The sequence below is a fragment of the Providencia sp. wls1943 genome (assembly GCF_009706275.1).
Classification (GTDB): Bacteria; Pseudomonadota; Gammaproteobacteria; order Enterobacterales; family Enterobacteriaceae; genus Providencia; species Providencia zhijiangensis.
Map to the genome: position 1 here is coordinate 18,564 of NZ_WLTU01000017.1, position 23,949 is coordinate 42,512.

General features: G+C 42.9%; 22 protein-coding genes. 8 read left to right on the forward strand and 14 right to left on the reverse strand.

Going from position 1 to position 23,949, the window contains the following annotated elements; translation table 11 throughout:
* The 10 genes from skp to rpsB form a co-directional block, all read right to left on the reverse strand.
* Nucleotides 1-495, reverse strand: a complete 495-nt coding sequence (gene skp, locus GKR48_RS07605; RefSeq protein WP_036956365.1) for a molecular chaperone Skp — start codon at nt 493-495, stop codon at nt 1-3.
* A gap of 87 nt (nt 496-582) precedes the next feature.
* Nucleotides 583-2,997 (reverse strand): outer membrane protein assembly factor BamA, encoded by a 2,415-nt coding sequence (gene bamA / locus GKR48_RS07610; RefSeq protein WP_154627647.1) that lies wholly within the window; start codon nt 2,995-2,997, stop codon nt 583-585.
* Nucleotides 2,998-3,038: 41 nt separating this feature from the next.
* A complete protein-coding gene (gene rseP, locus GKR48_RS07615) occupies nt 3,039-4,391 on the reverse strand; it encodes a sigma E protease regulator RseP (RefSeq protein WP_154627648.1) in 1,353 nt (450 codons plus the stop codon).
* An 8-nt stretch (nt 4,392-4,399) separates the two neighbouring features.
* Nucleotides 4,400-5,266 carry a phosphatidate cytidylyltransferase gene (cdsA, locus tag GKR48_RS07620; RefSeq protein WP_154627649.1) on the reverse strand — a complete coding sequence of 289 codons (867 nt, stop codon included), beginning with the start codon at nt 5,264-5,266 and terminating at the stop codon, nt 4,400-4,402.
* A gap of 6 nt (nt 5,267-5,272) precedes the next feature.
* Nucleotides 5,273-6,025 (reverse strand): polyprenyl diphosphate synthase, encoded by a 753-nt coding sequence (gene uppS, locus GKR48_RS07625; protein ID WP_036956360.1) that lies wholly within the window; start codon nt 6,023-6,025, stop codon nt 5,273-5,275.
* 181 nt (nt 6,026-6,206) lie between these two features.
* Nucleotides 6,207-7,400, reverse strand: coding sequence for a 1-deoxy-D-xylulose-5-phosphate reductoisomerase (gene ispC / locus GKR48_RS07630; protein WP_154603344.1), 1,194 nt, complete (start codon nt 7,398-7,400; stop codon nt 6,207-6,209).
* 149 nt (nt 7,401-7,549) lie between these two features.
* On the reverse strand, nt 7,550-8,107 hold the full coding sequence (gene frr, locus GKR48_RS07635; protein ID WP_036956356.1) for a ribosome recycling factor: 558 nt from the start codon (nt 8,105-8,107) through the stop codon (nt 7,550-7,552).
* A gap of 108 nt (nt 8,108-8,215) precedes the next feature.
* Nucleotides 8,216-8,944, reverse strand: a complete 729-nt coding sequence (gene pyrH / locus GKR48_RS07640; RefSeq protein WP_006814045.1) for a UMP kinase — start codon at nt 8,942-8,944, stop codon at nt 8,216-8,218.
* 206 nt (nt 8,945-9,150) lie between these two features.
* The gene (gene tsf / locus GKR48_RS07645; RefSeq protein WP_036956353.1) at nt 9,151-10,002 is read right to left on the reverse strand and encodes a translation elongation factor Ts; all 852 of its coding nucleotides are present in this window, start codon (nt 10,000-10,002) and stop codon (nt 9,151-9,153) included.
* Nucleotides 10,003-10,136: 134 nt separating this feature from the next.
* Nucleotides 10,137-10,862, reverse strand: coding sequence for a 30S ribosomal protein S2 (rpsB, locus tag GKR48_RS07650; protein ID WP_036956352.1), 726 nt, complete (start codon nt 10,860-10,862; stop codon nt 10,137-10,139).
* Nucleotides 10,863-11,549: 687 nt separating this feature from the next.
* On the opposite strand from rpsB, the gene map reads away from it, so the two are divergent.
* From map to GKR48_RS07670, 4 genes are all read left to right on the forward strand, one after another.
* Nucleotides 11,550-12,347, forward strand: coding sequence for a type I methionyl aminopeptidase (gene map / locus GKR48_RS07655; RefSeq protein ID WP_036956350.1), 798 nt, complete (start codon nt 11,550-11,552; stop codon nt 12,345-12,347).
* A 106-nt stretch (nt 12,348-12,453) separates the two neighbouring features.
* On the forward strand, nt 12,454-15,093 hold the full coding sequence (glnD, locus tag GKR48_RS07660; protein WP_154627650.1) for a bifunctional uridylyltransferase/uridylyl-removing protein GlnD: 2,640 nt from the start codon (nt 12,454-12,456) through the stop codon (nt 15,091-15,093).
* A 60-nt stretch (nt 15,094-15,153) separates the two neighbouring features.
* Nucleotides 15,154-15,981, forward strand: coding sequence for a 2,3,4,5-tetrahydropyridine-2,6-dicarboxylate N-succinyltransferase (dapD, locus tag GKR48_RS07665; RefSeq protein ID WP_132496506.1), 828 nt, complete (start codon nt 15,154-15,156; stop codon nt 15,979-15,981).
* Nucleotides 15,982-16,493: 512 nt separating this feature from the next.
* The gene (locus tag GKR48_RS07670; protein WP_154603346.1) at nt 16,494-16,880 is read left to right on the forward strand and encodes a DUF3461 family protein; all 387 of its coding nucleotides are present in this window, start codon (nt 16,494-16,496) and stop codon (nt 16,878-16,880) included.
* A gap of 62 nt (nt 16,881-16,942) precedes the next feature.
* On the opposite strand, the gene GKR48_RS07675 is transcribed toward GKR48_RS07670, so the two are convergent.
* The 3 genes from GKR48_RS07675 to GKR48_RS07685 are packed head-to-tail and all read right to left on the reverse strand — an operon-like array spanning nt 16,943 to nt 18,519.
* Nucleotides 16,943-17,395 carry a flavodoxin gene (locus GKR48_RS07675; RefSeq protein WP_154627651.1) on the reverse strand — a complete coding sequence of 151 codons (453 nt, stop codon included), beginning with the start codon at nt 17,393-17,395 and terminating at the stop codon, nt 16,943-16,945.
* Between the two features lie 23 nt (nt 17,396-17,418).
* On the reverse strand, nt 17,419-18,177 hold the full coding sequence (gene truC / locus GKR48_RS07680; protein WP_154627652.1) for a tRNA pseudouridine(65) synthase TruC: 759 nt from the start codon (nt 18,175-18,177) through the stop codon (nt 17,419-17,421).
* A gap of 3 nt (nt 18,178-18,180) precedes the next feature.
* A complete protein-coding gene (locus GKR48_RS07685) occupies nt 18,181-18,519 on the reverse strand; it encodes a YqcC family protein (protein WP_154603349.1) in 339 nt (112 codons plus the stop codon).
* A 300-nt stretch (nt 18,520-18,819) separates the two neighbouring features.
* On the opposite strand from GKR48_RS07685, the gene GKR48_RS07690 reads away from it, so the two are divergent.
* A complete protein-coding gene (locus tag GKR48_RS07690) occupies nt 18,820-19,716 on the forward strand; it encodes a VirK/YbjX family protein (protein WP_154627653.1) in 897 nt (298 codons plus the stop codon).
* A 388-nt stretch (nt 19,717-20,104) separates the two neighbouring features.
* Here GKR48_RS07690 and syd read toward each other — a convergent pair whose 3' ends face one another.
* Complete coding sequence (gene syd / locus GKR48_RS07695) at nt 20,105-20,665, reverse strand: SecY-interacting protein (RefSeq protein ID WP_154627654.1); 561 nt, start codon at nt 20,663-20,665, stop codon at nt 20,105-20,107.
* 158 nt (nt 20,666-20,823) lie between these two features.
* On the opposite strand from syd, the gene queF reads away from it, so the two are divergent.
* The 3 genes from queF (at nt 20,824) to xni (ending at nt 23,940) form a co-directional block, all read left to right on the forward strand.
* The gene (queF, locus tag GKR48_RS07700; protein ID WP_154627655.1) at nt 20,824-21,669 is read left to right on the forward strand and encodes an NADPH-dependent 7-cyano-7-deazaguanine reductase QueF; all 846 of its coding nucleotides are present in this window, start codon (nt 20,824-20,826) and stop codon (nt 21,667-21,669) included.
* 103 nt (nt 21,670-21,772) lie between these two features.
* On the forward strand, nt 21,773-23,140 hold the full coding sequence (gene ppnN, locus GKR48_RS07705) for a nucleotide 5'-monophosphate nucleosidase PpnN (RefSeq protein ID WP_154627656.1): 1,368 nt from the start codon (nt 21,773-21,775) through the stop codon (nt 23,138-23,140).
* A gap of 44 nt (nt 23,141-23,184) precedes the next feature.
* On the forward strand, nt 23,185-23,940 hold the full coding sequence (gene xni / locus GKR48_RS07710) for a flap endonuclease Xni (protein WP_154627890.1): 756 nt from the start codon (nt 23,185-23,187) through the stop codon (nt 23,938-23,940).
* The last annotated feature ends 9 nt before the right edge of the window (nt 23,941-23,949 follow it).

A 23,949-nucleotide genomic window follows, 5' to 3' on the forward strand; every position in this document is an offset into this window, starting at 1 on the left:
TTATTTAACCTGTTTTTGAACCTGACTGGTGATATCGATACCATCTTTTGCATACGCAACCGCGTTTGCATCGATAACAACGTCATAGCCTTCTTTCGCTGCAACAGATTTAATAGAATCTTGGATACGGCTCAGGATCTTATTACGCTCTTCAGCTTGACGACGACGGTTGTCTTCTTCAAATTTTTGAGCTTTCTCAGCGAACTGGTCACGTTTAGTGATTAATTCTTTTTCCTGCTTTTCACGATCGCTAGTGCTCATAGTCGCACCGTCACGACGCAGTTTTTCTACGCGTGATTGCAGGTCTTTTTCCAGATTCTGCAGTTCAGTAGCACGGCTTTTGAATTCACTCTCAAGCTGTTTAGCAACGGCTTCACGAGCAGGCATGTTTTGGAAAACTTCGCCAACATTAACAATAGCGATTTTTTCAGCATACGCACCCGCAGACATTGCTAAAGCAATACTCACACCCGCTGCACACAACAATTTTTTCACACTAAACTCCTTAACCCATTCTTATGGCTGGAAATTTTGGTAGCCCTCATTATCTTATGAGGGCTGATTTCGATAGAGACTGAATTATTACCAAGTTCTACCAATATTAAATTGGAACTGTTCTGATTTGTCGCCTTCGTAATCCTTGATAGGTTGCGCATAGGAGAAGACCAGAGGCCCAAGTGGCGAAATCCACTGTAAAGCAATACCCGTAGAAACACGGACGTTAGTTGCTGTACCGTAGTCAGGCATGCCTGCACGCCATGCTGGGTTAATACTGTTCCAATTGGTATCCCATACGGTTCCTGCATCTACAAACAGAGATGTACGGATCGTATTCGCATATTTTTCGTCGATAAATGGCGTTGGTGTAATCAGCTCAAATGAACCTGCATACATCGCATTACCACCAACCGCATCGCTAGATGGGCTACCTGGCTCTGGACCATCTTTCCCGTTCACATTCTTCAAATAAACAGCTTTAGGACCAATGTTATTCGAACGGAAACCACGGATGGTGCTAGAGCCCCCTGCATAGAAGTTCTCATAGAATGGCATTTGCTTGCTGCCGATACCATCACCATAACCCGCCTGCGCACGACCTAACACAACCCACGTTTCATCATCATTCAGTGGGAGATATTGGGCAGTATCAAAACGCAGTTTGTAGTATTCGTTATCCGAACCTGGAATTGTCACTTTACCTGAAACACTGGTTTTGTTACCCGATGTTGGGAAGAAACCACGGTTTAAGGAGTTGTACGTCCAACCTAAATTCAGTGTAAAGTCATCTGCTCTAAAGCTTTCCTTGTTACGACCGTCTTTAGTCACTGGTGGGTTTTCACCCATAGATTGTAGATAATCCCACATCGCGGCTTGCGCACGCATGTCAGACAGGTCGTTATGAACATAACCCGCACCAATACGGAAGGAGTTATTTTCATTGAATGGGAAGCTTAATGTACTATCTAAACCATACGTTTTGTTGTTATAGCCAGATAAGTCCGCATCTTTCGCACTAAAGTCGTTATAGAAGATACGTCCACCCAAACTTACACCGTTAACCGTGAAGTAAGGGTCTGTCATTGAAAACTCGACGTTTGTTGAGTAGTCATTTCGGCTGGCGTTAATTCCAACCGCATTACCTGTACCCAACCAGTTATCCTGAGTGACACCGACTTGGAAGCTCACGCCACTTTCAGTACCAAAACCAACACCAAAGTTCATTGAACCGGTATTACGTTCTTTAACTTTATAGATAACATCAACTTGGTCTGGGCTACCCGGAATACGCTGAGTTTCAACATCAACCGTTTCGAAGAAACCAGTACGGTTCAGACGCTCTTTACCTAATTCAACTAAATCGTTACCTAACCAAGCACCTTCCATTTGACGCATTTCACGGCGTAAAACAGAATCTTTACTGGTATCGTTACCTTGGAAACGAATTTGACGAACATAGAAACGGTTACCTGCATCAACGTTAACATGCAGTTTAACAGTCTTATCAGCATCATTAATTTCTGGCTGAGTCATTACGCGCGGATAGGCATAACCATAACGACCAAACAGGTCTTTAATTTGGTTTTCCATCTGAGTCACTTGCGCACCATTGTATAACTCACCTGGTGTGATGGTGATCAGCTCTTGGATATCCGCTAAATGCTCTGCCGTATTACCATTAACATCCACACCAGAAATCTTATATTGATCTCCTTCAGTGACATTAATCGTAATGTAGATATCTTTTTTGTCTGGTGTCAGACTCACTTGCGTCGAGTCGATATTGAAACGTGCATAACCACGATCAAGGTAGAAACTGCGCAGGGTTTCTAAGTCACCCGCCAATTTTTGTTTTTGATATTTTTGGTCAGCCGCCAAGTTCCACCATGGCACATCGTCACGTAATTGGAGCTTATTCACCAATTCCGCTGTTGAGTAGTTTTTATTACCCACAATGTTGATTTGCTGAATTTTTGCAGACACGCCTTCAGAGAACACAAATTTCAAATCCACGCGGTTACGTGGTAATGGCGTGACCACCGCTTTTACTGTCGCGTTGTATTTACCAACACTGTAGTAAAAGTCCTCTAAACCTTTTTCAATATTCGCAATTTTAGTGCGGTCTAATGCTTCACCCACACGGACATTGGATGCTTCCAAGTTCTGCTTTAGCATGTCATCTTTTACAGATTTGTTACCTGTAAAAGTGATACTCGCGATGGTTGGTCGTTCTTTAACTTGAACGATCAGCGTATTTCCATCACGCAGGACCCTAACATCTTCGAAGTTACCTGTAGAGAATAGTGAGCGAATCGAACGACTAATATCTTCGTTATCGATTGAATCCCCGACCCTGACAGGCATGTTCAATAATGCTGCACCAACGGCGACGCGTTGTAGACCTTCGAAACGAATGTCTTTAACTACGAATCCGTCTGAACCGTATGCAGTGGCGCTACCTAAAAGCAGCGACGCTATGAGCAACTTTTTCATCGCCATCGTTGTTATGCGTATTCCTTACTGGTCCCAAGCTTACAAAATTAGAAGCGAGAGAAATCATTAAAAAGTGCAAGTCCCATTAACAGAATCAATGCCATTGCACCAATTCGAAAACTAAAGTCTTGTACTCGCTCAGACACTGGACTCCCTTTAATTTTTTCAATTAATAAGAAGAGTAAGTGCCCCCCATCTAACACAGGCAATGGAAATAGATTGATGATACCTAAGTTCACGCTAATCAGCGCAATAAACATCAGATAATATACCAAGCCTGACTCCGCCGAAACCCCCGCACCTTTTGCGATAGATACCGGCCCGCTCAAGTTATTGAGTTTGACATCCCCAACAACCAGTTTACCCATCATATTGACTGTCAGTTTCATTAACTGCCAAGTCTTGTCGCTAGCTTGAAACAGTGCAGATACAGGGTTGTATTGCTGCACTATTTTATATTCATCAGCTAGCGGTAATACAGTTAGTTCGACACCTGCAACGCCAAAACGCTCACCTTTTTTACCTTCCTGAACATCAGGAACCAAGGTTAAATCAATCAATGTCGAATCACGTTGTACGGCTAATTTTAATGGTGTCCCCGGATTATTTCGGATTATTCTCGTCACTGGATTCCAAGTATCCAGCAGCTCTCCGTTGACACTGATAATTCTATCTCCTGGCTTTAAACCGGCACGCTCGCCCGCTAAGCCTTCCGTCACCTTATGGATGACTGGGTCAACCTTCGCAGACACTGGCATAATCCCTATAGATAAAATAGGATCCTGCTTTTCAGGGTCAAATTGCCATGCGCTTAAATCCACTGTTTTAGAAACTGGCTCATTATATCCTTGAGGTAAAACTTGTGCAGTAAATTCCCTATCACCAATTTTACTCACTAGCGCTAAACGAACTGAATTCCAATCAGGTGTTTCGATACCGTCTATCGATTTTAGTTCCATTTTAGGCTCAAAATTTGCCTCAGCAGCAATGGAATTTGGCTTAATGTTATCAATGACTGGGCGAACAGACGGAATCCCAATCATAAAGACAATCCAGTAGACAACAATAGCGAGCAAAAAGTTCGCAAGAGGCCCTGCGCTGATAATGGCGGCACGTTGTCCAACGGTCTTATTATTGAAAGCTAAATGACGGCGTTCAGGGCTTACTTCACCAACACGCTCATCGAGCATTTTGACGTAGCCACCAAGTGGGATCAACGCTAAAACAAACTCTGTCCCATGTTTATCGACTTTACGCCATAGCGTCTTACCAAACCCTATAGAGAATTTTTCAACATAAACACCGCAACGGCGCGCGACCCAATAATGCCCAAATTCGTGCACTGTAATCAGCACGCCAATCGCAATAATAAACGCCGCTAAGCTCCAAATAAATCCCATTAATCTTCCTAAAGACCAAAACCGTTAAAAACTAACAAATTCAGCCCTGCAAATACAGGGATTGCCGCAGTTAGACTATCAATTCTATCGAGTATCCCACCGTGACCTGGAATTAAATGACTGCTGTCTTTAATACCGGATTGGCGCTTAAACATACTCTCTGTTAAGTCACCGAACACAGATACTACAACAACAATAATTGAAGTCACTAGTAAATAATCTGGCATTGCAGGGATTGGTGCATATAAGCTAAATAACCATGAGATAATTCCAGCGGTAATTAAACCACCGATTAACCCTTCCCATGTTTTCCCTGGAGAAACTTTTGGTGCCATTTTATTGCGACCAATTGTACGTCCAAATGCATAAGCACCAGAGTCAGCCCCCCACACCAATAACATAACGTAGAGTAACCACCATGCCCCTACAGAAGTATCAGCTTGGTAACCAATGGTTCTTAATACCATCATGCCACTATAGAAAGGCACAATAGTTAATACGCCGAACAGTAAGCGAATGATGACCGATTTGCCCCATGAGGCAGAAGTTGGGTATGTCACAACTAATAAAATGGCGGCAACCCACCAGATTAAACCTGCCCAGAGGCTATATAAAATAAACGGAGAACTTGAAAGTGCGATCATGTCTGGTAAAGAAAATTGAATTGCGAGTAATGCCGCCGCAAATACAACCGCTAAACCGATACGTTTAGTTTGTGAATGCCATCCTGCAAATTGCGCCCATTCCCATGCACCCAACGCGCAGACTGCGATCACCACTAAACCGAAATTTGCTGGGGACAGTAAAAAAAGTGCAGCTATAACAATTGGAATTAAAATCACCGCAGTGAGTAAACGATACTTCAGCACATCCATCCCCTTTTATTTGACGAGTTCGTCATCTGATTCTGCTCCACCATAGCGCCGTTCTCGCTTACTAAAAGCATCGACTGCATCCTGAAACACCATTTCATCAAAATCTGGCCATAAAACGTTGGTGAAATAAAATTCCGCATAAGCAACCTGCCATAACAAGAAATTACTAATGCGATGTTCTCCACCTGTACGGATCACCAAATCGACACACTCTTGGTCATGCATACAAACATGGTCGCTAATCGTACTTTCAGTTACGTCATCAATAGATAACTCCCCACGACTCACTTTTTCATAAACTTGTTTAACGCTATTAACAATATCCCAGCGTCCACCGTAGTTAGCGGCAATATTCAGTTGTAAACCTGTGTTACCTGCGGTTAATGCTTCCGCTTTATCAATTCTTTTTCTTAAGGTTTCACTAAAGCGACTAACATCACCAATAATTTTCAGTTTTACGTTATTTTTATGCAGGTTTTTGACTTCATTATCTAATGCAAAAACAAACAGATCCATCAACGAACTGACTTCTTTTTCTGGTCTTTTCCAATTTTCACTGCTGAATGCGTAAAGTGTCAGGGAACGAATATTATTCTTTACTGCAAAACGCACAGAACTACGTACAGATTCAACACCTGCTCGATGACCAGTAATTCTGAATTTTCCTCTCTGTTTTGCCCATCGCCCATTACCATCCATAATGATGGCAACATGCTTAGGCATCATAGAATCAGAGAGATTTTCACCACTAGAGTTCATTAAATGTTAATCCTTGTCTGTACTACTTGGGAAATCTGACTCAATCATAACTCTTATGATTATAATTGCTGATAAGACACATCCTTAATATGCTTATTGTTGATAAGCTTTCTATTCTCAACACGCCACATATTAAAGATATATTATAGTTATCAGCAACTAAATAAATCACATATCAAGATTAAAATTCTTGAGCAATTAGCTGAGCTGCTTCACGACGAGCACAAGCATCGATTTCTAAGACCTCGTCAATGGACGTGGGTTCCGAAAAATCTAATTTATCCATAATCTTGTGATTGATTTTTGCAATATCTGTAAAGCGAATTTTCTCTTCTAAGAAAGCACCGACAGTAATTTCATTCGCGCCATTTAATACAGTAGTCGCCGCTTGCCCTTGGTGACATGCATCAATAGCCAGTTTCAGACAAGGATAACGTTGGTAATCAGGCTCCACAAAAGTCAGTGAAGATAACGTAGTGAAATCCAATGGCTTAGCGCCCGACATAATGCGCTGAGGATAAGCCATGCTGTACGAAATAGGCGTGCGCATATCCGGCGTTCCTAACTGGGCGATAACACTTCCATCACGGTAACGAACCATAGAATGGATTACAGATTGAGGGTGAATAATCACTTCCATCTGTTTTTCGTTAGCATTAAAGAAATAGCAGGCTTCAATATATTCCAGACCTTTATTCATCATAGTCGCGGAGTCTACTGAGATTTTACGCCCCATTGACCAATTAGGATGATTACATGCCTCATCAGGTGTCACCTGGTCAAAATAAGATAACGGCGTATCTCTAAATGGCCCACCAGACCCAGTTAATACGATGCTGGAAATCCCAGAAGCCGTCAGGTCGGCAAAGCCTAAATTCAATTGAATCTCTTCAGGTAGGCTTTGAAAAATCGCGTTATGCTCGCTATCAATCGGAAAAACTGTCGCTTGGTGCTCTCGAATCGCATTAAAGAATAAACGGCCGCTGGTAATCAGAGACTCTTTATTCGCTAATAATATTCTTTTCCCTTTGCGGATTGCAGACAACGTTGGGAGTAGCCCCGCCACGCCAGTAATTGCTGACATCACTTGATCCGCTTCATCCAATCCAGCAAGTTCAATTGCAGATTCTGTACCGGATAAAACCTCTGTTTTGCAGTTATTTTCCGTCAGAATAGTGCGTAACGCTTTCGCTGCGCTTTCGTCAGCCATTGAGACATACTTAGGATTAAATTCAAGGCATTGACTTGCCATCTCAGTCACATTTTTACCTGCGACTAATGCAAGAATTTGGAATTGATCAGGATTTTGACGAACAACAGAAAGTGTACTTGTACCGATTGAACCTGTAGAACCCAGGATAGTAAGACGTTTCATAGTGATCAGATGCTCTGTATTAATTCAATACTGAGATTATATCAGCTTAGCGATGAGAAAGGATTGTTTAATAGAAATGATAAATAATAAAGCCATACTAAAGCACACTTTTAAAAAATGTGTTCAGATGGCTTTATTATCAAGATGGATTAAAACTCCATCAGCTCCGCTTCTTTCTGAGCTAATGCTTCATCCACTTTTTTGATGAAGTTATCAGTCAGCTTTTGGATGTCATCCTGTGAACGGCGCTCGTCATCTTCACTGATTTCTTTGTCTTTCAGTAAAGCTTTAACTTTATCGTTAGCGTCACGGCGAACGTTACGAATCGCGATACGACCTTGCTCTGCATCACCACGAACCACTTTAATTAAGTCTTTACGACGCTCTTCCGTTAATGGAGGAAGTGGAACGCGAATAACAGTACCTGCTGAAGATGGATTCAGACCTAAGTCAGACGCCATGATCGCTTTTTCAATTGCAGGTGACATGCTACGGTCAAAAACAGAAATTGCTAATGTACGTGAATCTTCAACAGTCACGTTAGCTAATTGACGCAGAGGCGTCGCAGAACCGTAATATTCAACAGAAATGCCGTCTAACAGGCTTGGTGAAGCGCGGCCAGTACGAACTTTGCTGATTTGACTTTTTAGTGCTTCAAGGCTCTTTTCCATACGGTCTTGAGCATCTTTTTGGATTTCGTTAATCACGTTATCAACCCTTAAGAACTTGTTATTAAAGGCCGCAAAGCAGCCTCGCTTAAATTGTCTGAATTTATGTTAGATAATACATTCAAACTCAGGTCATGTCTCTGAGTATTAATTGTGAGAAATCAGAGTTCCTTCGTTTTCACCCATCACAACACGGCGTAATGCGCCTGGCTTATTCATGTTGAAAACACGAATTGGCAGGTTGTGATCGCGTGCTAGCGTAAATGCAGCTAAATCCATAACTTTCAATTCACGCTCAAGAACTTCTTGATAATTCAGGTTTTCATACAGAACGGCATCAGGATCTTTGGCAGGATCTGACGAGTAAACGCCATCAACTTTTGTGGCTTTCAGTACAACATCAGCTTCAATTTCAATACCGCGTAAGCAAGCTGCTGAGTCCGTTGTGAAGAATGGATTTCCTGTTCCTGCAGAGAAGATAACCACACGGCCGTGACGTAGTAAGCTGATAGCTTCAGCCCAGCTATAGTTGTCACACACGCCATTGAGTGGAATCGCAGACATTAGTCTTGCGTTAACGTATGCACGGTGCAGCGCATCACGCATTGCCAGGCCATTCATCACAGTTGCTAGCATCCCCATATGGTCACCAACAACGCGGTTCATGCCAGCTTGTGCCAGACCGGCACCACGGAACAAGTTACCACCACCAATAACCACACCGACCTGTATACCCAGTTCTATAAGTTCTTTGATTTCCTGAGCCATACGATCTAAAACGCTAGCATCGATACCAAAACCTTCTGCACCTTGTAGAGCCTCGCCACTTAGTTTTAGCAGAATACGCTGATAAACGGGTTTTGCATTGGTTGCCATGAGTTGTGTCCTAACAGGTCATTATTGGAGTCATACATATAGAGTCTCGCTCTATATGCCGAAAAATGTATTTGATACAGAATGCTACACAAAAATAGTTCAAGTTGCAGGAAGTTGAATCGCTACACTAAAAGAGGCGAATGCATGCAGCTTGAAATATGCAGTGTATTAAAGAAAGGCCGCCAATCGGCGGCCCTTTTCGTTGATTACTTGCTCATTGCAGCAACTTCTGCTGCGAAGTCAGTTTCAACTTTCTCGATACCTTCACCAACTTCAAAGCGGATGAAGTTAGTTACGTTAGCACCTTTTTCTTTCAGTAAGTCACCAACAGATTTGCTTGGATCCATTACGAAAGGCTGGCCAGTCAGAGAGATTTCGCCAGTGAATTTGTTCATGCGACCGATAACCATTTTTTCAGCGATTTCGCGTGGTTTACCAGATTGCATAGCGATGTCTAACTGAATTTGGTGCTCGTGAGCAACAACGTCAGCTGGAACGTTTTCTGGAGTTACATATTCTGGCTTGCTTGCAGCAATGTGCATAGCGATGTGTTTCAGCAGTTCTTCATCTGCGCCTTCGCCAGCAACCAGAACACCGATACGAGCGCCGTGCAGGTAGCTACCTACTTGTGCACCTTCCAGAATAGCAACGCGACGGATATTGATGTTTTCACCAATTTTCGCAACTAAAGCTGTACGAGCTTCTTCGAATTTTGCTTTCAGAGCGTCGATGTCAGCGTTTTTATCAGCAACAACTGAAGCTAAAACTTCTTTACCGAATGCTAAGAAACCAGCATCTTTAGCAACGAAGTCAGTTTCGCAGTTCAGTTCGATCAGCGCACCAGTTTTACCGTCGTTGAAAACTTCAGTCAGGATAACGCCTTCAGCAGCAACACGGCCTGCTTTTTTAGCTGCTTTCGCTTGACCTGATTTACGCATGTTGTCGATTGCTAATTCGATGTCACCGTTAGCTTCAACTAATGCTTTTTTACATTCCATCATACCTGCGCCAGTACGTTCGCGCAGTTCTTTTACCAATGCAGCGGTAATTCCAGACATGTGATTTATTCCTCGATATGCCTCACGGGACTTTCCCACAAGGATAATTCTGATTCACAGAGACAAAAGGGGCCTAAGTAGGCCCCTTCTAACCAATATATAGCAATACCTGGTTAATAAGGGCTTTTGCCTTATTATTCAGCTTCTACTAAGCTTTCTTCTGCTTGAACAGCCAGATCTTGTGAACGACCTTCACGAACGGTGTTTGCAACAGCGCCCAGATACAGTTTGATTGCACGGATTGCATCGTCGTTACCAGGGATAACGAAGTCGATACCGTCTGGATCAGAGTTAGTATCAACGATAGCAAATACTGGGATACCCAGATTGTTAGCTTCTTTGATAGCAATGTGTTCGTGGTCTGCATCGATAACGAACAGAGCGTCTGGTAAACCGCCCATATCTTTGATACCGCCTAAGCTGTTTTCTAACTTACCAAGTTCACGAGTACGCATCAGCGCTTCTTTCTTGGTCAGTTTGTCGAAAGTACCGTCTTGTGACTGAACTTCCAGATCTTTCAGACGTTTGATTGACTGACGAACAGTTTTCCAGTTAGTCAGCATCCCACCTAACCAACGGTGGTTTACGAAATATTGATCACAGCTTCCAGCAGCTTCTTGAACGGCTTCGCTTGCAGCACGTTTAGTACCAACAAACAGAATCTTGCCTTTACGAGAAGCAATTTTAGTCAACTCAGCCAGAGCTTCGTTGAACATTGGAACAGTCTTTTCCAAGTTGATGATATGAACTTTGTTACGAGCGCCGAAAATGAAAGGTTTCATTTTAGGGTTCCAGTAACGAGTCTGGTGACCAAAGTGAACGCCCGCTTGTAACATATCGCGCATGGAAACAGTTGCCATTTTATACCTCTGTATATAAGTAATTGGGGTTATGCCTCCACGAATCCCATGCTACCGACTCTATAGCTGCGTCTAAACGCATAAGAGCACCCCGGCGCACGTGCCGATTCGTGTGTGTTATTACACAATTGAGTTTTAGTTTACGCACATCCAATCGATGCCTTTAAGATTCACTCACTAATCCAAATTAGATTAAAAAATGAGATAAAGAGAAAAATATGGATTGCCGGCGCGCTTTATACCATAAAATGCAGTTACAATCCAATAATTGTTGTTTTTTTCGCTGATAAAAACCAAGACCATTATTCAAATCTCAACGAATTTTGCCCGTTACAAAAGAACCACTGAGCAAATATAGAGCAACAACAAAACGATAGCGAAAAATAGCCAAGATGAAAAACTCATCATCAAAAATCGACTGATAATTTTGACAATTTGTGCTCTAAAAAGCTCAATTTGAACAAACCACGCCTGCGGCTTGGCTTACCCTGTGCTCCATTATCTGTTTTTAATCGGCTTGTATAATCGAATTGTGGGCATCTAAACATATCGCCTACTAGTTGGCAGAAAATGCGGTGACTGTTACCATACTCGGCATCAACGGTAAAAATGTCGCAACAATTGCCCATTTCCAAACCCTTTTTTTAACATGTCGCAAATCCCTGCTGACATATATGGACTGAACTCATGGCTATTATTATCAAAACTGAAGAAGATATTCAGAAAATGCGTGTTGCTGGTCGCCTAGCAGCTGAAGTGTTAGAAATGATCGCACCGCATGTTGTGCCGGGAGTCAGTACAGGTGAATTGGATCGCCTTTGCCACAAACACATTGTTGAGCAACAACAAGCGATCCCTGCCTGCCTTGACTACCATGGTTTCCCTAAGTCTGTTTGTATTTCTGTGAATGATGTTATCTGCCACGGCATTCCAAGCGACGATAAAATTCTGAAAGATGGTGATGTAGTTAACATCGACGTCACTGTCATCAAAAATGGTTTCCACGGCGATACCTCTAAAATGTTCATCGTTGGTAAACCGACTATCCAAGGTGAGCGCCTGTGCCAAGTGACGCAAGAGAGTCTGTATCTGGCAATCCGTATGGTGAAACCCGGTATTCGTTTACGCACCATTGGTAAAGCCATTCAAGAATTTGTTGAGAAACAAGACCTGTCCGTGGTTCGTGAATATTGCGGCCACGGTATCGGTGAAGGCTTCCATGAAGAGCCACAAGTTCTGCATTATGATGCCGATGACAGCGGCGTTGTGCTGCAAAAAGGTATGACTTTCACTATCGAACCAATGGTGAATACCGGTGATTTCCGTATTCGTACCATGAAAGATGGCTGGACAGTCAAAACTAAAGACCGTGGTTGGTCTGCACAGTACGAGCACACTTTAGCGGTGACTGACAACGGCTGTGAAATTTTAACTCTGCGTAAAGAAGAAGAGCCATTTATTTCTGCGGTTCTGATCAACGAGTAATCGTATTTCAAGCTCCTCCTAGGGGGAGCTTAGTTTTTCTGTTCATCCCCCCTAAAAAAACGTAAGCTGATCATAATTTCTGTATGGCTCTCAACACGGACAGATGATGATGACGGCACCTTCAAACAGCTATTTATCCCCCACGCAATTCCAACCTTCCGATCTTGAGCTCTCAGCGCTTCGGCAACACGTTGACCAATTTGATGCTTGGCTAGAATCTGCTTTTCACCAAGGGAAAAATGTCGTGGATTTACTCCGCGCTCGCAGTGACTACCTTGATGCCCTGCTCACCAAGCTTTGGCAGAGTTACCATTTTGACCAATGTTCAGGGATGTCATTAATTGCCGTCGGTGGCTATGGTCGTCATGAGCTACACCCGCTATCAGACATCGACATTTTAATTCTCAGCCAGCAACCACTTCCTGAAGAAATTGCCGCTAAAGTCGGTCAATTTATTACCTTACTGTGGGATTTACGTTTTGATATCGGGCACAGTGTTCGCTCATTGGAAGAGTGCATTGAAGCAGGAAAACAAGACTTAACCACAGCGACTAATCTGATTGAATCGCGCTTAATATGTGGTGATATCACCCTATTCTTAAGCTTACAGAAAACCATTTTTAGTGATGATTTTTGGCCTTCCGCCACATTTTTTGCCGCAAAATTAGCCGAACAGCAGGAACGCCATCAGCGTTATCACAGTACCAGCTACAACTTAGAGCCAGATATTAAAAGCAGCCCAGGTGGATTACGGGATATTCATACCTTACTTTGGGTAGGTCGCCGTCATTTTGGTGCGACAACCGTCGATGAAATGGTCGGCTTTGGTTTCCTCACCGAAGAAGAACGTCAAGAGCTCAAAGAGTGTTTATCGTTTTTATGGAAAATCCGCTTTGCTTTGCATTTAGTAGTCAAGCGCTATGACAACCGACTACTGTTTGATCGTCAATTTAGTGTCGCACAATCATTAGGTTACACTGGCGAGCGGAACCAACCTGTCGAGCGCATGATGAAAGATTTCTATCGCGTCACTCGCCGCGTCAGGGAATTGAATCAAATGCTGCTGCAACTGTTTGATGAAGCTATTTTGGCCTTGAATCCCAATGAAAAACCGCGTCCTATTGATGAATACTTTCAACTACGTGGCAACTTAATCGATGTGATTGACGAAATGCTGTTTATTAAACAGCCAGAAGCTATTTTGAAAATGTTCTATCAAATGGCTCGCAACCCCAATATTGAAGGGATCTACTCCACCACATTACGTCAATTACGCTTTGCACGGCGCGATCTGAAAGTCCCATTATGCGAAATCCCTGAAGCTCGCCGCATGTTTATCAAAATATTGCGCCACCCAAGAGCGATAAAGGGAGCCTTTGTGCCGATGCACTTACACAGTGTTCTCAGCGCCTATACACCATTTTGGAGCAACATTGTCGGACAAATGCAATTCGACCTGTTCCACGCCTATACGGTGGATGAGCACACTATTCGCGTCTTACAGAAAATCGACAGTTTTACACAGGAAGAGAATCGCCGCGAGCACCCGCTATGCGTCAGTGTTTACCCTAAGATTTTGCAGCCGGAACTGTTGCGCTTAGCAGCGATGTTTCATGATATTGCTAAAGGGCGCTCTGGGGATCACTCCGATTTGGGCGCTGAATTTGTCTATGAATTCGCCCTTCAACACGATTTTACAACCAAAGATGCCGAGCTTGTATCATGGCTGGTGAAAAATCATCTATTGATGTCCGTGACAGCCCAACGCCGAGATATTCAAGACCCTGATGTGATTAAACAGTTTGCAGGGGAAGTAAAATCGACAGCGCGCTTAAATTACCTAATGTGCTTAACAGTTGCCGATATTTGTGCCACCAACAGCACATTATGGAATAGCTGGAAGCAAAGCTTGATCCGCGAGCTTTATCTTTCAACCGAGCATCAACTCAACCAGGGTATGCAAAGCACTCCCGACCTTCGCGAGCGCATTCGTCACCATCGCTACCAAGCGCTATCGCTACTGCGCCAATCTCATGTCGATGAAGAGCAGCTCAACACTCTGTGGTCACGCTGTCATGCAGATTATTTTCTGCGCCATACGCCGATTCAACTGGCTTGGCACGCCAACCATTTGCTCAAACACGATTTAACCCAGCCTTTGGTGTTAATCAGTACTCAGCCGAAACATGGCGGAACAGAAATTTTTATCTGGTGCCACGACAAAGCACATTTATTTGCAGCCGTTGCCAGTGAGCTGGATAGACGCAATCTAAGCATTCATAGCGCTCAAATTTTTACCAATAAAGATAATATGGCGATGGATACTTTCGTGGTGCTAGAACCTAACGGCTCGCCACTTTCGAAAGATAGATATGAACATATTCGCAAGGCGCTGTTACTTGCCGTTCAGCAACCTGAAATTCCGTTACCAAAACCACGAACACTCCCAGCGAAGCTACGCCATTTCAGCGTACCAACCAAAGTGAATTTTCTACACTCCAATAATGACCGCCGTACCTACATGGAGTTATTCGCCCTTGATCAACCCGGCTTGCTCGCCAAAGTAGGCCACATTTTCGCTCAGATGGAGATTTCTTTATACGGCGCCCGCATCACAACCATTGGTGAAAAAGTCGAAGACTTTTTTGTATTGGCAGATAAAGAACACAAAGCATTGGATAAAAATATGCAACAAGAGTTATCAGAAAGGTTGACAGAAGCCCTTAAATCGAAGGATAAAATATAGTGCCAGTCTAATTTATGGCATGTTACCTGACTGAGAACCATTGAAGGAGAAACAGCATTAATGCAACAATTACAAACAATTATTGAGCAAGCATTCGAAGATCGCGCATCCATTACTCCAAATACCGTTACCCCAGCGGTTAAACAAGCCGTGATGGAAACCATCGCTTTATTAGATAGCGGTAAACTGCGTGTTGCAGAAAAAATTGCAGGTGTTTGGGTCACTCACCAGTGGCTGAAAAAAGCCGTTTTATTATCTTTCCGTATTCATGATAACCAAGTCATCGAAGGCGCTGAAAGCCGCTATTTTGACAAAGTGCCGATGAAATTTGCGGATTACGACAAAGCTCGCTTTGAACGTGAAGGCTTCCGTGTTGTTCCACCAGCAGCCGTACGCCAAGGAGCTTATATCGCCAAAAACAGCGTATTGATGCCATCTTACGTCAACATCGGTGCGTATGTTGATGAAGGAACTATGGTTGATACATGGGCAACGGTTGGTTCTTGTGCGCAAATCGGTAAAAATGTTCACTTATCTGGTGGCGTTGGCATCGGCGGTGTTCTGGAGCCATTACAAGCAAACCCAACAATTATCGAAGATAACTGTTTTATCGGCGCACGTTCTGAAGTCGTTGAAGGCGTAATTGTTGAAGAAGGCTCCGTGATTTCTATGGGCGTTTATCTGGGTCAAAGTACCAAAATTTATGACCGTGAAACGGGTGAAATTTTCTATGGTCGCGTACCTGCTGGCTCCGTTGTCGTTTCTGGTAACTTACCGTCCAAAGATGGTAGCTACAGCCTGTACTGCGCCGTGATCGTGAAAAAAGTCGACGAAAAAACCCGCGGGAAAGTCGGCATCAATGAGTTGCTAAGAAGTATTGACGAGTAATTATAAATGAGTGGCTTACTCGTAAGTTACCGAATCAATTACTCATCAAACTCTACACCCTCTCACCTTCCCTGACATTTTAAGGGACATAAGGTGTAAAACGCGAAGCTACCCCGAAACGCATGTCCATCTGCGAATCGGGTAGCCGAGTGTCCCATTAAGCTATTGTTCCACTTTTCCATTGATTCGCAATGGAAAATCCTGCATTTCAAGCATAAACCTCGCATTGAGTCAGCAGAAACCTCTGGGTTATAGATAGATAATGTAAATAATAAAGTAGATTCTATTACAAACAGAGGTTGGTCAAACTGGATTAATCGCGCATAATATGACCGAGAATTTACTGCCCTTGGTCAATTAGCTGCTATTATTAGATGGTTATTTTGTCACTCATCATTTTATAAGCAATTAGGGCTCAGTAAATGGTTATAAAAAGAGACCGCTTTGTTTATAGCCCTTATTTATAACCTTAAAAGTCATCGACACAGTCCCTTACGATTAAGCGAGCTAACATGTACGACAATTTGAAAAGTTTAGGCATCAGCAATCCGCAAGATATCGACCGCTATTCCCTGCGCCAAGAAGCTAATAACGATATTTTAAAAATTTACTTTCGCAAAGATAAAGGCGAGTTTTTCGCTAAAAGCGTGAAGTTTAAATACCCACGTCAGCGTAAGACCGTTGCAGCAACTGATGGCAGCAACAATTTCAAAGAAATTAACGAAATCAATACTAACTTACGTTATGTAATTGAAGAACTGGATCAAATTTGTCAAAACGACCAAACTGATATTGATTTAAAACACAAAATTTTGGATGACCTACGTCATTTAGAACACGTGGTGTCCAATAAAATCGCGGAAATTGAAGCAGATCTCGAGAAACTCACTCGTAAATAATCAGCTTCCTCACTGCACTGTAAGCCAATATGTTTACAGTGCAGATGCGTAATGCTCGCTATTTACAGCATGTCCGCCCAAGACTGTAACCACGCTTTGGCAAACTCTTCAGGCTCTTCCACTTCTGTCGCATCAATAAACAGCACATCACCAATACGGCTGCCAGATTGCTCAGCTAATAACTCATCAAACTGTTTACCAGCCCCGCAGAAGTTCTCATAGCTGCTATCACCTAAAGCAATCACGCCATATTTCAATTCAGGCTGATAGCCGACAACATCTTTAATTTCATAGAAAAGAGGTGCAATAGTGTCAGGAATGTCGCCTTGTCCGGTGGTGGAGGTGATCACTAAAGCAACGCCTTCACCCGCATTGTAGGTTTGCCAGTCTGCCAGCGTTGGCTCCTCAAAAACTTCAATTTCATGGCCTTGCTGTTCGAAAATCTCTTGCGCCACTTCAGCAACCGCTAATGCGTTACCATACACCGTCCCGACAAAAATTCCGATTTTGGACATTACGCCCTCCTTATAAAAACCTGTCAAATAAGATAATCAATCACATTAATGTCGAGCTTCGAAACAGTATCAACCCATCCAAATTGCTCAACTAATGACAGCCATTGTGCATCCCATGGCGCGACTAACGATATTTTTTCTTCTGTTATAGGGTGAATAAATATTAGCTGGCTAGCATGCAGCATCAAGCGAGAAACTGAAAAATGCTCACTCACACCGCGGTTTTGTCGTAAATCTCCATGTTTACTATCCCCAATAATTGGATGACGTAAATGGGACATGTGGCGTCTTAATTGGTGTTTGCGTCCAGTTTCAGGTTTAAGCTCAACAAGGCTAAAACGCGCAGTATCATAGCGGCCAATCGCCACAGGGCATTCGACTGTCGCCAAAGGCTGGTAATGGGTGACACACTCTTGTAACCGAGGCTCTTTAGTGGCATGTTTATCCGCAATTTTGTCGAGTTCCTCGAGCAACGGATAATCCAATCTGTCCCCTTGTGTAACGTAGCCTCGGACAATCGCATGGTACACTTTTTCCATGGTATGCTGCTCGAACTGCTCGGCGAGCGACCTTGCTACCTCACTGGATAATGCAAACAACAACACACCCGATGTCGGCCTATCAAGACGATGGATTGGAAAAACATGCTGCCCAATTTGGTCACGCAGTGTTTGCATCACAAACACCGTTTCTTTGCTGTCGAGCCAGCTGCGGTGCACCAACATACCTGCTGGTTTATTAACAGCAACTACATACTCATCTTGGTAGATAATATCCAGCATCCGTTATTCACCCATCACGGTGAATTGAAAGTAGCTATCTAACTCACGCAAATGATCGAGGAATGCAATAAAGCGCCCTTCTTCATCGTCTTTGTAGATCTCTTCAAAATATGGTGCGATAGCAAAATTGCTCGGCAACATGGCACCTTGATCAATCATCGCAGTCAACCGAGGAATTAAAATCCACTGTAACCATTGCGCAGCTTCCATCGTATCGATGGCGAAAGGTTCTACACTTTCAAACGCGTCTGGACTTGGTGGTACTTCTTCCCATAAGGATTTGGCTCTCATCTCTATTTCAAGATGACCGAGTTTCTCAAGGATGCGTTGCTCAATATTCATACTAAAACCTATTCAACTATAATAATTCAAAATATACCGTATTTTTGGACACCGTTTTGTCGCAAACATGGTTCTGTCATAAACATAGTCTGTCGCAAATATAGCTCTGCCGCAAACATGGGGATGAGACAAGCAAAAAACAATCATGAGCCTAAAAATTGACTTTCAATTTTCCATTCTTAACATTTATTAAAATAATGAATGTTTATTTATCATTTGTTGTATGCTCAGCATTTATTATCAAATGTTTTTCTACACAGTTTGCTTTTTTTTCATTATTAACATAAAGATGGTTTATCTATGGGACTATTAAAGCAGTGGCGTCAACAAAACAAGACATGGAAATCTTTCACTAACAAATACGTACAGCTAAAAAGAAAGATCCGCATTGCTAAGTTGCCTTCACAACAATATCAGCAATATCAATCGATGTGCGATACATACCAAAGCGCCCAGCTATCAGCGACTATCGATGGTGTACCTCAATTTATTGAGCGACCAATCAACAAATATCTGCATAAAGCATGGAGCGGTAAACAGAAATTATCAACTGCAAGCCACACGTTAGATTTAATTGAAAAAACCTTTACGCCTGAAGCTATTAACGCCATGTTTTCGGATAAACGAGATGGCTTAACGGTGGCGAATATTGAGCTAAAATCCGGTGATTTTGCCCAATTAAAAATGATTTATTCTCAATATCCACGTGAAGGGGATCTCTCCATCCATTTACTCAATGAAACGGGTGATGAAATCTATTTGATGAGTTTCTCATTTGGTGAACAAGGCCAGCTGTATGTCTGCTCTCTACAAGGACCATCGACAGAGCAGAGTGTAGAGCAAGTGAAATCCATCACAAAGCAGATGCATGCAATGAGACCTAAAAACCTTTTGATGTCTGCTATTTATGCGGTAGCTGCTTATTTTCAAATCAAATCTATTCTCGGAATTTCAAATAACAGCCATATCAAAAGCCAGCATTTAAAATCCAGCTACGATACTTTTTGGGAAGAGTGTGGCGGCGTTTTAAATGCCGAAGGTTGGTATCAATTACCACTTCAAGAGCCGATGCGTGATATTGAGTCAGTGAAAAGCCAGAGACGTTCCGAATTCCGTAAGCGCGAAGCACTGAGAGAAGCTATGTCTCAAAGCATTATTGAATCCCTTGCTCAACACTCCAATGCAGCCCAAAAATAAAAAAAAAGTAGCCAGTTAAAAACTAACTGGCTACTTATCTCTCAATTGACTTGCATCCTGCAATGCGACTTCCTGCCGCCTAACATCCTGTTAGATAAAAATTTAGCAGACCAACTGTTCCGCTAGGTTATCCATTCCCTTGTTTTTTATATGTAAAAAAGCTAAACAACTACCCTGTCCAGCCCGATAAGAATGTATTAAATCCATTAAGCAAACAACCTAGTACTCTACATTCGGGTTATTCAAAAAATAGTAAAAAACTTAAAATGGATAGTAACGCTATGAAATTAAAAGTTAAATAGTTCTCATTTCGATAATATGAAAAATTATTAAGATATGGCTTAACCCAATTGTAGGCAATAACCTACAACACCATGCTATAAATCTCTTACCCCTGAGATAATATCACGGGCTTCAGTTGTTGAATAAAGCTCGCAAGATTTTCTGCAATAACTTGTCGTTGCTTGCTTCCAAACGTTTCTACAATAATTTCTCCGGTTAAATTACACAGAGAAATCATCTCTAATTCAGAGTCTAACGTAGCAATAAACAGCGTTGGTGCTAACTTTAAGCGCTTTTGAGTCACCAAATGCCCAATCAAGTTTTCCTGTAAGCGAATAAAGTCCTCTTCGCTCCACACTTGCACCAAATTCAATGACAAGCCACCAAACGTCGCACTCATATCTCCAGCTAACTGAGTGGTATAAAAAGCGTGAATATCGTCCTGTAATTGGAGATCTAGCGCATTAGCTACATTATTTAAGCTTTTCTCTTCTAATGGAAACGGTTGAGGCTCCCAATAAACCACATCATCACCAGTACGAACGATGCAAGGAGAAGGTACCCCATACAACTCGGCAGACACAGGCGGAAGCCCCGTAGCTTCTTGCCACTTAGCCACATACTGGCTGGTAAAATTTTTAATTAAATCAGAGATTATTGTATTCATCGTTTTTCAATTGTGAGAAATGACATTATTGAAACCAATTTAAATTGGCAGACTCAATATTACGGATAAGTGGTATTATGACAGAAGTTAACCAGCGAATAAAACGCACTCAGTTTGCCAATGTTCAGCACTGACACACCGAAAAGATAAGGATCACAATGTCTCACTATCAAAATAACCCCGCTCTCGATAATTTAACTCTCGGGAAAAAGACGGCTTATCATGACCAGTATGATGCCACTTTATTGCAAGCGGTGCCGCGTAGCCTTAATCGCGATCCTTTGAATATTCATGCTGATACACTGCCATTCCACGGTACCGATATTTGGACACTGTATGAACTCTCTTGGCTAAATGCCCGTGGCGTTCCTCAAGTGGCGATAGGCTCTGTCAGTGTAGATGCGACAAGTGAAAATCTGGTGGAGTCAAAAAGCTTCAAGCTTTATCTCAATAGTTTCAATCAGACCCGATTCGAAACGTGGGAAAATGTGCGAAGCGTTTTGCAAAATGACCTAAGCCGCTGTGCTAATGGCGAGGTTAAGGTTACACTTTATAAACTTGATGACTTCACTCAGCAAGCCATTCACCAATTCCAAGGTGTTTGTATTGATGAGCAAGAGATTGACATCGATAACTATGAATTTAATCGCGACTATTTGGTCGATTGCACCCAAGCAGAGGTCGTCGAAGAAACCCTCGTCAGCCACCTGTTGAAATCAAATTGTTTGATAACCAACCAACCTGATTGGGGCTCAGTACAAATTCATTATCGCGGTCCAAAAATTGACCGTGAAGCGTTATTACGTTACCTCGTCTCATTTCGTCATCATAATGAATTCCACGAACAGTGCGTGGAGCGCATCTTCAACGACATAACAATACTGTGCAAACCAGAAAAATTATCGGTGTATGCACGCTATACTCGCCGAGGTGGGCTTGATATCAACCCATGGCGCAGTAATGAACAATTCGAGCCTGACACGGGTCGTTTGGCACGGCAATAAGTACCTACTAAATTGAAAATCAGTGTAATTTAAGAGAATGCTATTTAAATCATTTTCAATGTAATTCACGCGTCAAGAGCCCAATTGGGCAAAGGAGTGTTACTTGATTACTCATATCAGTCCATTAGGATCTATGGATCTATTGTCTCAACTTGAAGTCGATATGCTGAAACGTACGGCGAGCAGCCATCTGTATCAGCTATATCGAAACTGCTCCTTAGCGGTATTACATTCAGGAAGCTTAACTGACAGCAGTAAAGAGCTTTTAGAAAAAAGTGCAGGTTTTGATATCAATATTTTACGCCGTGAGCGTGGTATCAAATTAGAGCTTATCAACCCGCCAGAAAAAGCGTTCGTTGACGGTAAAATTATTCGCTCGTTGCAAGCAAACTTGTTTGCTGTACTGCGCGACATCCTGTTTGTTCACGCTCAAATCACCAATGCCAAACAGCAGTTCCATCTCGATTTAGAAAATAGCACCCACCTCACTAATATGATCTTTTCCATCTTACGTAACGCTCGTGCGCTACATATTGGTGAAGAACCGAATATGATCGTGTGCTGGGGTGGTCACTCCATTAATGAAAATGAATACCTGTATGGTCGTAAAGTCGGTAATGAACTCGGCTTGCGCGAGCTGAACATCTGTACCGGTTGTGGACCGGGAGCCATGGAGGCACCAATGAAAGGTGCCGCGGTAGGTCACGCTCAACAACGTTATAAAGACAGTCGTTTTATCGGGTTAACTGAGCCATCCATCATCGCGGCTGAACCACCTAACCCATTAGTGAATGAACTGATCATCATGCCAGATATTGAAAAACGTCTTGAGGCATTTGTCCGTTTAGCCCACGGGATCATTATTTTCCCTGGTGGTGTGGGAACCGCAGAAGAGCTGCTGTATCTGTTGGGTATTATGATGGATCCTGAAAATACCGAGCAGGTGCTGCCATTAGTCCTAACTGGACCAAAAGAGAGCGCTGAATACTTCTCTGTTTTGGATGATTTTATTCGCCATACTCTGGGAGATGAAGCGAGCAAACATTACCAAATCATTATCGACAACCCGCAAGAAGTGGCACGCGTGATGAAAAAAGGTATGTCTGCAGTGAAAGAGTGCCGTCGTAATACGGGTGATGCATACAGCTTCAACTGGTCGATTAAAATCGCCCCTGACCTACAGCATCCGTTTGAACCAACCCATGAAAATATGGCGTCACTGAATCTGCATCCGGGCCAATCCCCAGAAAAACTGGCTTCCGATTTACGCCGTGCTTTCTCTGGAATTGTCGCCGGTAACGTCAAAGAAGTCGGCATGAAAGCGATTGAAAAACATGGTCCTTTCAAAATTCATGGGGATAGCGACATCATGAAACGCATGGACATTTTACTCCAAGGTTTCGTGAAACAGCATCGTATGAAGTTGCCGGGTGGCACCGCTTACGAACCTTGCTATGAAATTGTGAAATAATCACCTACGTGCCAAGGATGGCGCGTTTAACCACCAAACGGCTTATGATCCATTTATTAATTATTGATGCTTTAAACTTAATTCGACGTATCCATGCGGTTCAGGGTAGCCCATGTGGAGAGACCTGTTTGTCCGCTATTTCTCAGTTGATTAACCACACTAACGCCACCCATATCGTGGCGGTATTTGATGAAGAAGGTCGCCACCATAGTTGGCGTCATGAGAAACTGCCCGACTATAAAGCCGGGCGTCAGCCTATGCCTGAAAACTTGCAAGCTGAGTTACCTCAGCTCGTTGCTCAGTTTGAGGAAAATGGTATTCATTGCTGGCAATCTGAAGGTGATGAAGCTGATGATTTAGCCGCCACTCTTGCCAAACGTATTGCCGATTCTGGGCATACCGTCACCATCGTCTCTACCGATAAAGGTTACTGCCAGCTACTTTCTCCAAACCTGCGTATCCGTGACTATTTTCAAAAACGTTGGTTGGACGTACCTTTCATCGAGAATGAATTTGGAGTCACGCCTGAACAACTTCCTGATTACTGGGGTTTAGCGGGGATCAGCAGCAGTAAAGTTCCTGGGGTGGCAGGGATTGGTGCCAAAAGTGCCACGGAGCTACTTCAGCGATTCCACACGATTGAAAATTTGTACGCCCACTTTGATGGTCTTGAAGAAAAATGGCAGAAAAAACTGATTAACCAACAAGAAATCGCGCTTATCTGTCGCGATATTGCCACATTAAAAACAGACATTGCCTTGAAAGGTAATCTGAATCAATTACGCTATCAAGCTAAATAGTAGGCACAA